The organism is Streptomyces sp. SYSU D01066-1, assembly GCF_054956795.1.
On sequence record NZ_JBUDHV010000044.1, the window covers coordinates 1 to 11,534 of the forward strand.

The following is an 11,534-nucleotide window of genomic DNA, read 5'->3' on the forward strand; positions in this document are numbered from 1 at the left end:
TGCTGGAGGGTCGCGCCGATGTCCGAGGTGCGCGTCGTCGTCATCGACTGCACCGACACCGGCGCGTCACCGCCCACGGCCACCGAGCCGACCTGGATCCGCCGCGACACGCGCCGCGCGGCGACCGGCCGGGCCGGCACTCCGGGCAGCCCCAGGGGAACGGCCGTCATGGCATCACGCCCGGTTCCCGGAGACCGTCTCGCGCAGGGCGCGCAGGGACTCCTTCAGGGAACCCATGGTGGCCAGCACCGCGGTGGGCTCGTAACCGCAGTGCGCCATGCAGTTGTCGCAGCGCGGGTCCTTGCCCCGGCCGTACTTGTCCCAGTCCGTCTCCTCGATCAGCTCCCGGTACGTCGGCACGTACCCGTCGCTCATCAGGTAGCAGGGGCGCTGCCAGCCGAAGAGGGAGTAGTTCGGGATCGCCCAGGCGGTGCACGGGAAGTCGACCTTGCCCTCCAGGAAGTCCAGGAAGAGCGGGGAGTGGTTGAGCCGCCAGCGCAGCCGGTTGCCGCCCGCGAACGCCTTCCTGAACAGCTCCCGGGTCTGGGTGACGCCGAGGAAGTGGTCCTGGTCGGGCGCCTTCTCGTAGGCGTAGGCGGGCGAGACCATCATCTCGTCGACCTTGAGGTCGTCGTTGAGGTAGTCGAGGACCTCGATGATGGTCTGCGGGGTGTCGGTGTTGAAGAACGTCGAGTTGGTGGTGACTCTGAAGCCGCGCCGCTTGGCCTCCTTGATCGCCGCCACGGCCTCGTCGAAGACGCCCTCCTTCGCCACCGACTCGTCGTGCCGCTCCTTCAGACCGTCGATGTGCACCGTGAAGGCGAAGTACGGAGAGGGCGTGAACTCGTCCATCTTCTTGCGCAGCAGCATGGCGTTGGTGCACAGGAAGACGTACTTCCGTTTGGACACCAGCTGGCGCACGATCTCGCCGATCTGCGGGTGCATCAGCGGCTCGCCACCCGCGATGGAGACCATCGGGGCGCCGGACTCCAGCACCGCGCCCACGGCCTGGGCGACCGGCATGCGCTGCTTGAGCACACCCGCCGGGTGCTGGATCTTGCCGCATCCCTCGCATTTCAGGTTGCAGGCGAAAAGCGGTTCCAATTCGACGATGAGCGGAAACTTGCTCCGCCTGCGGAGCTTCTGTCCGGCCAGATACGTAGCGACCTTGATGGACTGACGAAGCGGCATTGCCATCTGGCTCACCTCCGGGGGAGCGACAAAGAACGGTGCCATTCACAGAAAGCGGGAAGAACGGAACGAAGGACACGGAAAGCAGATATTCCACCGCGCACCGTGCCGATCCGGACGAGTTCATGTTCTGGAGCGTCCACGACCACCCGTACGGCCGCAACCGGGCGCACGGCCGTACGGACGGCGCTCAGAAGCGTGACGGCGGACTCCATGTCCACCGCGATCGCGCCGGTCGCCCCCAGTGCGGCGCGTTCGCAGCCGCGGACCACATGGCCGGAACCGGTCAGCGGCCCGGTGTGCACGGTACGGCCGGGTACGGCCCGCTTCAGCGCCTTGACCAGCAGCTCGGTCCCCACACAGCCGACGGTGCCGCGCGGCTCCCGGGTCTCCTCGGCGACGACCAGGTCACCGGGGTGCATCCCCGGGGCGAGCCCGGCGCAGAAGCCGGTGGCCAGCACGGCGGCGCCGGCCAGCGCCGGGTCGGCCAGGACCCGGGTGACCGACCGCTCGGCCGCCTTGGGGCCCATGCCGGTACGCAGGACGGTGACCGGTCCGTCCGCGCCGGCACGGCCGCCCGAGCGCAGGGCCAGGTGCTCGATGCCGAGCGCACAGGCGATCAGCAGCGGCGCCGGCACGGGCGGGCGGCTCATCAGCCCGCCTTCGCCTCGGCGAGCCGCGCGCCGCCACCGGTCCTCGGCCGGGTGACGGCGGGTTCGCCGTGCACGTACCGGCCGAGCGCGGTGAGCGGGAAGACCTGTCGGTAGAGGTGGTAGTTGATGGAGAAGTCCCAGGGGAAGCCGGTGCCGGTGAAGTACGGCTCGTCCCAGGAGCCGTCCTCCCGCTGGGTCTCGGCCAGCCACCGCACGCCCCGCTCGACGGCCTTGGACTCCTTCTCCCCCGCCGCCAGCAGGGCCATCAGCGCCCAGCCGGTCTGCGAGGCGGTCGAGGCGCCCCGGCCGCTCCACTCCCGCGCGTACCGGTAGGAGCGCAGGTCCTCGCCCCAGCCGCCGTCGTCGTTCTGCACGGACTCCAGCCAGGCCACCGCGCGGCGGATCGCCGGGTGGGAGGCGGGCAGGCCGGCCGCGACCAGCGCGGGGACGACGGACCCGGTGCCGTAGAGGTAGTTGACGCCCCAGCGGCCGAACCAGGAGCCGTCCGCCTCCTGTTCGGCCAGCAGCCACTCGATGCCGCGCCGGGTGCGCGGGTCGTGGGCGAGGCCCTCGGCGGCGAGCATCTCGACGACGTGGGCGGTGACGTCGGCCGACGGCGGGTCGATGACCTCGCCGAAGTCGCAGAACGGCAGCCGGTTGGGGAAGGGGCTGGTGTTGTCGACGTCGAAGGCGCCCCAGGCCCCGTTCCTCGACTGCATGCCCAGGTTCCAGCGCACCCCGCGGCCGATGGCCCGCTCCACCCGCTCCGGGTCGTGGTGCTTGACCCGGCGCAGCGCGAGGACGACCTCCGCGGTGTCGTCGATGTCGGGGTAGTTGTCGTTGTGGAACTCGAACGCCCAGCCGCCGGGCGGCAGTCCGGGCCGCTTCACCGACCAGTCGCCGGGACGCACGACCTGCTCGCCGAGCATCCAGTCCGCGGCCTTCACGAGCTGCGGATGGTCGGCGGGCAGCCCGGCGTCGGCCAGCGCGATGGTGGCCAGGCAGGTGTCCCACACCGGGGACTGGCATGCCTCGATCATCCGGGCCCCGTCCTCGCGCCACACGGCGAACCGGTCCAGGGACTCCAGCCCGGCCCGCACGACGGGGTGCTGGAGGTCGTAGCCGAGCAGGTAGAGGGCGATGATCGAGTACACCGCCGGCGGCTGGATGCCGCCCCAGCAGCCGTCGTTCTCCTGCCGCTCGATGATCCAGTGGGCGGCGGCGTTCATCGCGGCGCGGCGCACCCGGCGCGGGGCGACCTTGCGGAAGGCGTGCAGCAGCCGGTCGGCGCGCTGGAAGGCGCCGTCCCAGGTGACGGCCGGGGCGAGGGGCCGGGGCGGGTTGGGGTCGGCCGGGTCGGTGTGCAGCTCGTCCAGCGCGAAGGGCGCGGGCCGCACCGGGCGCTTGGCCGACACGATGGTCAGCGGCACGATCGTCTGCCGGGCCCAGCAGCCGAAGTCGTAGATGTTGAGCGGCACCCAGGTCGGGAACCAGATCAGTTCCGGAGGGAGTTCGGGCAGGTCCTCCCACTTCCACCAGCCGAACAGGGCCAGCCAGATGCGGGTGAAGACCCGGGCGGCGGCGATGCCGCCCCGGCCGCGGACCCACTCGGCGGCCTTCGCCATGTGCGGCGCGTCGGGCGCGTCACCGGCCAGGCGGAGGGCGACGTACGCCTCGATGGTGGTGGACAGCTCACCGGGGCCGCCGTAGAAGGAGGCCCACGTGCCGTCCTCGCGCTGCTCGCCGCGGATGAAGAGGGCGGCGGCGCGCGTGGTGTCCTCGTCGAGGATGCCCAGGAACTGACGGAGCAGCAGGTCTTCGGCGTCCATGGTGACGTTGGTCTCCAGGTCGCCCTTCCACCAGCCCTCCACGTCCTGCTTCGAGAGCAGGAAGTCGGTGGCGCGCCGGGCGGCGCGGGCGGCGGCCTCCTGCGCCCCGGCCGCCTCGGGGAGGGAGTTGTCGGTGTGGCTGGCCGCGGCTGCGCCGGGCGGCAGTGTCGCCCCGGTGCTTCCGTCGGTCGTCGCTGTCATGGCTTCCCCTTCGTGCAGTGTGCGTGTGCTGTCTGCTGCGGGTCCGCCGTCGGCCGGTGCGCGGGCACCGGCCGGCGACTAGGCGAGGACTATTCGACCGATACTGATCATCTCTTTCGTACGACGACGAAGTCGGCGAGCGCCGCGAACCGGTCCCGTACCTCCACGGGCATGTCGACGGCGTCCAGGGCTTCGATGGCGATGGTGTGCTGGCGACGCGCCTCCCCGGCGGTCCACTCGCGCCCGCCCGCCTCCTCGATGAGGGCGGCGCGGGCCGCGAACTCCTCCTCGGAGAAGTTCGCGAAGTCGCTGCTCTTGGCGTCGGCGGCGAGGATCTCGCCGAGCCGCTCGGAGGCGGGTCCGCCCGCCGCGAGGGCGGCGACGACCGGGAGGGACTTCTTGCGCTGGCGCAGGTCGCTCCAGGTCTGCTTGCCGGTGGCGTCCGGGTCTCCCCAGATGCCGAGGAGGTCGTCGACCGCCTGGAAGGCGAGGCCCAGGTGGTAGCCGTACTTCTCCAGGGTGTCGGCGGTCCGCTCGTCGGCGCCGCCGAGGACCGCGCCGATGGAGGAGGCGCAGGCGAGCAGGGCGCCGGTCTTGTTGCCCTCCATCTCCAGGCACTCCTCGACGCTGACGCGGTCGCGGTGCTCGTAGGAGATGTCCTGGGCCTGACCGTCGATCAGGGCGCGGGAGGCGGCGGTCAGCCGGCGCGTGGCCCGGCCCGCCTCGACCGTGCCGATCTCCAGGAGCACCTCGTTGGCCAGGGCGAACAGGGCGTCGCCGACCAGGATGGCCTGGGCGGGGCCGTGCACCTTCCAGACGGTGTCGCGGTGGCGGCGCTGTTCGTCACCGTCCATCAGGTCGTCGTGGAGCAGCGAGAAGTTGTGGACCAGTTCGACGGCGACCGCGCCGGGCACGCCGGTGCGCGGGTCCGCCCCGGTGACCTCGGCGGAGAGCATCGCCAGCGCGGGCCGGACGGCCTTGCCGCCGTCGCCGTCGGCCGGCTTGCCCTGGGCGTCGATCCAGCCGAAGTGGTAGGCGGCGACGGTGTCCATCGGAGGCGCCAGACGGTCTACGGACGCCCGCAGCACCGGCGTGGCCAGGGTCCGGCCGCGCTCCAGCAGCGCGGTCACGTCCACCGTGGTCCGTCGGTCGGCCGCCGGGGCCGGGGGCACAGTGGGCACAGTCTCTCCTCCAGTTGCGGTACCGGGGGTGCGGTCGGTGCCGCGCGGATCGGTCCTCATGCCGCCTCCTCGAAGGAGTCCTCGAAGAAGTCGGGGAGGACGTCGCGGGACCGGCCCAGGGCGCCGAGCGCGGCGCCCGCCGCGCCGACGCCGCTGCGGACCGCACTCTCCATGGTCGCGGGCCACCCGGTGGCGGTCCACGCTCCGGCCAGGTACAGGCCGGGTGCCTTGGTGCGGGCGCCGGGCCTGAGCCGTCCGACGCCGGGGGCGGGGGCGAACGTCGCGGTGCGCTCCCTGGTCACGAAGAAGTCCTTCACCTCGGCGCCCCGGGCCCGGGGCAGCAGCCGTTCCAGTTCGGGCAGGTACCGCTTGCGCAGCACGGCCACGGGGGCGTCGATCTCGTCCTGCGCGGCCGACTGCGACACCGCCAGGTACTGGCCCTCGGTCAGGCCGGAGGCCTCGGTGCGGTCGAACACCCACTGCAACGGGGAGCCGAGGGCCGTGAGGAACGGGGTGTTCAGCACCGTGCGGTCGTAGACGACGTGGACGTTGAGGATCGGCGCGGTGCCGATCTCCAGGAGCCGTTCGGGGGCGTCGAGCGCGCCGGCGGGCAGCAGGCCGTGCGCCTCGCGCTGCGGTACGGCGAGGACGACCGCGTCCGCTTCGATCCTCTCGCCCGGAACCCGAACGCTCCACCGTCCGTTCTCGTCCGCGGAGACGGAGGTGACGCGTGCGCGGACCTCGGTACGGACGCCGGCGGAGTCGAGCGCCTTGCGGGCCAGCCGGTCGTGCAGTTCTCCCAGCGGGACGCGGGCCCACCCGATGTCGGCCGCGCCCGGGTCGGACAGCAGACCGGTCTTGAACACCATCGCGGCGAGCCCCAGGGAGCAGTCGGCGGCGACCGCGTTGAGGGTGGCGACCCCGACCAGGTCCCACAGGGCCTCGACGGCGCGCGGCGACTGGCCGTGCGCGGCCAGCCAGCCGCCGAAGTCCCGGGTGTCCAGGGACGGATCGGCCAGGTCGAGCCGGCCCAGCGCGAGCGCGGCACGGACCGCCCCGGCCCGGTCGGCGAGCGGGAGGTGCGGATAGGTGGCGAGGCTGCGCGCCAGGTGCAGGGGTACGGGCAGCGCGTCGCGCCGGATCCTGCCGAGCCGTCGTCCCTCGGGCCTGGCGACGTCGACGACGGGTACGTCGAGACGTTCTTGCAGCGGTGCCAGCGCGGTGCCCTCGATGCGGTCGAGGAACCAGCGGTAGGCGGTGCAGCAGCGCAGATAGACGTGCTGGCCGTTGTCGACGGTGAGCGCGCCGCGCCGGAAGGAGAACGCGAGCCCGCCCAGTCGCGGCCTGCCCTCCAGGAGGGTGACGCGGACCCCGGCGTCGGCGAGCGCGAGCGCGGCGGTGACGCCGGCCAGCCCGCCGCCGACCACGACGGTGTGCCCCTTGGGGGCGCGCGGCGCGTCGTCGCCATGGGTCATCGTGCGCCCTCCCCCGTCGGGCCTGCCGTTTCCGTCAGGGACGCGGTGGGGCGGCGGAGGGTTGCCCCCCGTTTCTCCCCGGCCTCGTCGCCCTGGACCGTGGTGTCCATCAGACGCGCCTCCTGACGGTCCGGCGCGTGACGTGCCGGGCGTCCAGACCGGACAGGCCGCGCACGGCGACGTAGGCCTTCTCGCGTCCGGGCAGCGAGACCCGGCCGCGCAGCACGGCCTCGGGATCGCGCTCGATGCGGTCGAGCAGACGGCGGTAGATGCCGGCCATGGCGGCGACACAGGCGCCGCTGCGCCGGTCGAGCATGGGCAGCAGCCGGTAGCCCTCGGCGAAAAGGGCGCGGGCCCGACGCACTTCGAAGTGCACGAGGCCCGCGAAGTCGGAGCCCTCCGGTGGTCTGGGTCCCTTGAACCCGGCCGAGCAGCCGAACTTGGCGAGGTCGTCGGCGGGCAGGTAGGTCCGCCCGTCCTCGGCGTCCTCGCGGACGTCCCTGAGGATGTTGGTGAGCTGGAGCGCGAGGCCGAGCGTGTCGGCGTACTCGGGTGCGCGCTCGGCGCCGCGCGCGCCCGGTTCGGTGCCGAAGACGCCGAGCGAGAGCCGCCCGATGGCGCCGGCCACGCACCGGCAGTACACCCTCAGGTCGTCCCAGGTCTCGTAGGTCTCGCCGCGCAGGTCCATCTGGACGCCGTCGATCAGTTCGTCGAGCCCGCCGAGCGGGATGGGGAACCGCCGCGCCGCGTGCGCGAGGGCGACCGCGACCGGGTCGGTGTCGTCCTCGTCGACGGCGCCCTCGCGGATCCGGGCGAGCAGGGCCCGGGTGTCGTCGAGCCTGGCCACCTTGACGTCGGGGGCGAGCACGCCGTCGCCGATGTCGTCGACGCGCCGCGAGAAGGCGTACAGCGCCGACATCGCCCGCCGCTGGGGCGTGGGCAGCAGCCTGATGCCGTACGCGAAGTTGCGGGCCTGCTGTCCGGTGACGGCCTCGCAGTAGCTGTACGCGGCGAGTACCGGTGCGGGCACGGGTGCTGACTCCACCGTCCGGGTCACCCCTCTCCTCGCAGAGTCGCGCCCGCCTCGCGCAGCAACTGCGCCTTGCCGGGCTTGGGCGGGCCGGGAAGCACGTCGAACCCGGCGGCGGCGATCGCCCGGAGCGCCGCCCTTCCTCCCGCCACGAAGCCCGCCAGCAGCAGTCTGAGCCTGCCGTGGACGCTACCCACCAACGGGGCGCCTTCATCCAGGAGGTCGCGGGCGCGTTGTGCTTCGTAGGCGATCAGCGCGCGCACCGACGCGCCAGCGGATTCCGCGGCGAGGTCGGCTTCCTGGACGTGGAAGCGTTTCATGTCCTCGGCGGGCAGGTAGATCCGGTCCCGGGCCAGGTCCTCGGCGACGTCCTGGAGGTGCTCGACGATCTGCAGGGCGGTGCAGATCGCGTCGGAGCGGCGGACTCGCTCGGGTGTGGAGGTGCCGGTGACGGCGAGGACCAGGCGGCCGACCGGGTTGGCCGACAGCTCGCAGTAGGCGAGGAGGTCGTCGTAGGTCTCGTAGCGGGAGACCAGCTGGTCCTGGCGGTTGGCGGCGATCAGGCCGAGGAAGGGGTCGGGCGTCAGCGCGCGGCGGCGCACGGTCGGCTGGAGGCGGCGCAGGATGGGGTGGTGCGGGGTGCCGTCGAAGACCCGGCGCAGATCGGTCTCGTAGGCGTCGAGCAGGACGGTCCGGTCACCGGCCCGCTCCGGGGGGACGCCGAGGAGGCGGGCGTCGGTGCCGCCGGGGGCCAGGTCGCCGTCGCCGATGTCGTCGACCAGGCGGGCGAAGCCGTAGACGGCCATGAGGTCGGCACGCCACTGGCGGGGCAGGAAAAAGGGGGCCACGGGGAAGTTCTCCCCCGCGGCCTTGGCGAGCGTGCCGCGCTCCGGGTCGACGGCTGGTGCCGTCCCGGTGGCCGTCATCGCCGGCCGCCGGGGGCGGGGACGGCGCACGCCTCGCGGCGATGGGGAGTCTCCGTAGCCATTGCCGTCACATCTCCCGTTCTACACTGCCTACGCAATACACACTATTTCGGACACGCCGCCCGACTGCCCGTGCGGCGGCCCTGACTGAGGGTGCCGGGCATTATCGCCCCATGTGCCGCGTTTCGGGACCGGTACAGCTTACGTTGTACAACTCATCGAGCCGCGCGGGGGGCGTACGCACATCACAACAACACACCGATTGGCGCCAAGATTCCTGCGCCCGACCGGAGTTGACGCTTGCGCCACGGACGTGAGACCCCGTCGGAACGGCTCCGGCGGGGCCTCGGGGCCGTGCGGGTCACTTGCCGGCGAACTTCTCGTACTCCTTGAGCACCTCGTCCGTCGGGCCGTCCATGCGCAGTTCGCCGCGCTCCAGCCACAGCACCCGGTCGCAGGTGTCGCGGATGGACTTGTTGTTGTGGCTGACCAGGAACACCGTGCCGGCCTCCTTGCGCAGCTCGCGGATGCGGGCCTCGGAGCGCTTCTGGAAGGAGCGGTCACCGGTGGCGAGGGCCTCGTCGATCATCAGGACGTCGTGGTCCTTGGCCGCGGCGATGGAGAAGCGCAGGCGGGCGGCCATGCCGGAGGAGTACGTGCGCATCGGGAGGGTGATGAAGTCGCCCTTCTCGTTGATGCCGGAGAAGTCGACGATCTCCTGGTAGCGCTCCTTGATCTGCTCCCGCGACATGCCCATGGCGAGGCCGCCGAGGATGACGTTGCGCTCGCCGGTCAGGTCGTTCATCAGGGCCGCGTTCACACCCAGCAGGGAGGGCTGGCCGTCGGTGTAGACCTTGCCGCTCTCGGCGGGGAGCAGGCCGGCGATGGCGCGCAGCAGGGTGGACTTGCCGGAGCCGTTGGAGCCGATCAGGCCGATGGCCTCGCCCCGGTAGGCGACGAAGGAGACGCCCCGCACGGCGTGCACCTTGCGCACGCCGCGTTCCTCACCGCGCCTGAGTATCCGGCTCAGGGCGGCGGTGGCGCTTCCCCTGCCGGTGCGGGCGCCGTTGACGCGGTAGACGATGTGCAGGTCGTCGGCGATGACGGTGGGGACCCGGTCGCCCTGGTGCCGCTCAGCCACGGCCGTACCTCTCCTCGGCCTTCCAGAAGTAGACGAAGCCGACCACTGCGGCCAGGACCGCCCAGCCCAGGGCGAAGGCCCAGACGTGCGGCGGCAGGTAGGAGGAGCCGTAGCCGTCGATCAGCGCGAAGCGGATCAGGTCCATGTAGAGGGCGGCCGGGTTCCACTGGAGCACGTCGCTGAGCCAGCCCGGCACGTCCTTGTCGGCGAGCATCGCCGGGATGGAGAACATCACGCCGGAGGCGTACATCCAGGTGCGCATCACGAACGGCATCAGCTGGGCCAGGTCGGGGGTCCTGCTGCCCATCCGGGCGAAGATCAGCGCGAGGCCGGTGTTGAAGAGGAACTGGAGCGTCAGCGCGGGCACCACCAGCAGCCAGGCGGGGCTCGGATAGCTGCCGAAGCCGATCATGATGATGACCAGCACGATCATCGAGTACAGCAGTTGCTGGAGCTGCTGGAGCGCGAAGGAGACGGGCAGCGAGGCCCGGGGGAAGTGCAGCGCGCGGACCAGGCCCAGGTTGCCGGAGATGGCGCGGACGCCCGCGAGCACCGAGGACTGCGTGAAGGTGAAGACGAACACGCCGGTGACCAGGAACGGCACGTAGATGTCGTGCGGGATGCCCCGGCGGGCGCCGAGCAGCAGGCCGAAGATGAAGAAGTAGACGGCGGCGTTCAGCAGCGGGGTGGCCACCTGCCAGAGCTGGCCGAGCTTGGCCTGGCTGTACTGGGCGGTCAGCTTCGCCCGGGAGAAGGCGAGGATGAAGTGCCGCCGGTCCCAGAGCTGGCGGACGTACTCGACGAGTGAGGGCCGGGCGCCGCTCACGGAGAGGCCGTACTTCTCGGCGAGCTGTGCCGCCGTGAGGCCCTCGTCGGATGGCACGGGCTTGGTCGCCGTGACCGTGCCGTCGTGCGTTGTCTCACTCACTAGTGGAAACTTTCGTCTTCGAAGATGCGCGGCCGGTACCGGCCTGACACGTACGGGCGGCCCGGACGGGGCCGCCCGGTGCGCCGGGTACGAGCATCTCAGATGACGGGGGGTCGGCCCAGCCGGGTCAGCCGCCACACCGTACGCCACTTCATGGGGCGGCGGGGACCGCAAGGGGTGGTCCAGCCTTCCCGGAAGCCGCCGAACCACGCCTTCAGCGCGGGGCGCGAGGGGCGGCGGGCGAGCGTGAGCAGCATCCAGACGCCGAGGTAGACCGGGACCAGGGGGGCAGGCAGGTTGCGGCGGGCCAGCCAGACCCGGTTGCGGGCGACCATGCGGTGGTAGACCGCGTGCCGCGAGGGCGCGGTCGTCGGGTGGTACAGCACCATGTCGGACCGGTAGTCGATCATCCAGCCCGCGTCCAGGGCCCGCCAGGCGAGGTCGGTCTCCTCGTGGGCGTAGAAGAACTCGTCCGGCAGGCCGCCGACCTCCTTCAGGACGGCGGTCCGTACCGCGTTGGCGCCGCCGAGGAAGGTGGTGACCCGCGAGGAGCGCATCGGGTCGGCGGCGCGCAGCCGGGGGACGTGGCGGCGCTGGGTCTCGCCGGTGGCCGGGTCGGCGATGCGGAAGCTGACGATGCCGAGCCGCTCGTCGGCCGCGAACGCCTCGCGGCACAGCTCGGCGGTGTCGGTGCGGGCCAGCAGGCCGTCGTCGTCGAGGAACAGCAGGATGTCGACCTCGCTGCCGCCGGGGCCGAACGCCTCGATGCCGACGTTGCGGCCGCCGGGGATGCCGAGGTTCTCGGGCAGCTCCACGGTGCGCACGCCGTCGGGCACGTCGGGCACGGGCGAGCCGTTGCCGACGACGACGACCTCGACCGGGTCGCCCTCCTGCTTGGCGACCGAGTCGAGCAGGGCGCGCAGTTCGCCGGGGCGGTTGCCCATGGTGATGATGACGGCGCCGACCTTCATCGGGCGGC

11 protein-coding genes and 1 pseudogene are annotated in these 11,534 nt (G+C 72.2%); all 12 read right to left on the reverse strand.

Going from position 1 to position 11,534, the window contains the following annotated elements; translation table 11 throughout:
• Positions 1 to 170: flavodoxin-dependent (E)-4-hydroxy-3-methylbut-2-enyl-diphosphate synthase (locus tag ACY1JF_RS28305; protein ID WP_462708143.1), on the reverse strand; the 170-nt coding region annotated here is incomplete at its 3' end.
• Positions 171 to 174: 4 nt separating this feature from the next.
• On the reverse strand, positions 175 to 1,197 hold the full coding sequence (gene hpnH / locus ACY1JF_RS28310) for an adenosyl-hopene transferase HpnH (protein WP_462708102.1): 1,023 nt from the start codon (positions 1,195 to 1,197) through the stop codon (positions 175 to 177).
• A gap of 5 nt (positions 1,198 to 1,202) precedes the next feature.
• Positions 1,203 to 1,844 carry a phosphorylase family protein gene (locus ACY1JF_RS28315; RefSeq protein ID WP_462708103.1) on the reverse strand — a complete coding sequence of 214 codons (642 nt, stop codon included), beginning with the start codon at positions 1,842 to 1,844 and terminating at the stop codon, positions 1,203 to 1,205.
• Positions 1,844 to 3,874, reverse strand: a complete 2,031-nt coding sequence (shc, locus tag ACY1JF_RS28320; protein ID WP_462708104.1) for a squalene--hopene cyclase — start codon at positions 3,872 to 3,874, stop codon at positions 1,844 to 1,846. The genes ACY1JF_RS28315 and shc overlap by 1 nt, the downstream gene beginning before the upstream one ends.
• 107 nt (positions 3,875 to 3,981) lie before the next feature.
• Positions 3,982 to 5,046 carry a polyprenyl synthetase family protein gene (locus ACY1JF_RS28325; protein WP_462708144.1) on the reverse strand — a complete coding sequence of 355 codons (1,065 nt, stop codon included), beginning with the start codon at positions 5,044 to 5,046 and terminating at the stop codon, positions 3,982 to 3,984.
• 65 nt (positions 5,047 to 5,111) lie between these two features.
• Positions 5,112 to 6,542 (reverse strand): annotated as a pseudogene (gene hpnE, locus ACY1JF_RS28330) (hydroxysqualene dehydroxylase HpnE); the annotation flags it as partial.
• Positions 6,527 to 6,640 (reverse strand): DUF6380 family protein, encoded by a 114-nt coding sequence (locus ACY1JF_RS28335; protein ID WP_462708145.1) that lies wholly within the window; start codon positions 6,638 to 6,640, stop codon positions 6,527 to 6,529. The pseudogene hpnE and the gene ACY1JF_RS28335, both read right to left, overlap by 16 nt.
• Positions 6,640 to 7,587: a presqualene diphosphate synthase HpnD gene (gene hpnD / locus ACY1JF_RS28340; protein ID WP_462708105.1), complete on the reverse strand. Its 948-nt coding sequence runs from the start codon at positions 7,585 to 7,587 to the stop codon at positions 6,640 to 6,642. Before hpnD ends, ACY1JF_RS28335 begins: the two co-directional genes overlap by 1 nt.
• Positions 7,584 to 8,486, reverse strand: coding sequence for a squalene synthase HpnC (hpnC, locus tag ACY1JF_RS28345; protein ID WP_462708106.1), 903 nt, complete (start codon positions 8,484 to 8,486; stop codon positions 7,584 to 7,586). The genes hpnD and hpnC overlap by 4 nt, the downstream gene beginning before the upstream one ends.
• Before the next feature lie 361 nt (positions 8,487 to 8,847).
• The gene (locus ACY1JF_RS28350) at positions 8,848 to 9,627 is read right to left on the reverse strand and encodes an ABC transporter ATP-binding protein (protein WP_462708107.1); all 780 of its coding nucleotides are present in this window, start codon (positions 9,625 to 9,627) and stop codon (positions 8,848 to 8,850) included.
• The gene (locus ACY1JF_RS28355) at positions 9,620 to 10,555 is read right to left on the reverse strand and encodes an ABC transporter permease (protein ID WP_462708108.1); all 936 of its coding nucleotides are present in this window, start codon (positions 10,553 to 10,555) and stop codon (positions 9,620 to 9,622) included. The genes ACY1JF_RS28350 and ACY1JF_RS28355 overlap by 8 nt, the downstream gene beginning before the upstream one ends.
• Positions 10,556 to 10,653: 98 nt before the next feature.
• Positions 10,654 to 11,526 carry a glycosyltransferase family 2 protein gene (locus ACY1JF_RS28360; RefSeq protein ID WP_462708146.1) on the reverse strand — a complete coding sequence of 291 codons (873 nt, stop codon included), beginning with the start codon at positions 11,524 to 11,526 and terminating at the stop codon, positions 10,654 to 10,656.
• Between the last annotated feature and the right edge of the window lie 8 nt (positions 11,527 to 11,534).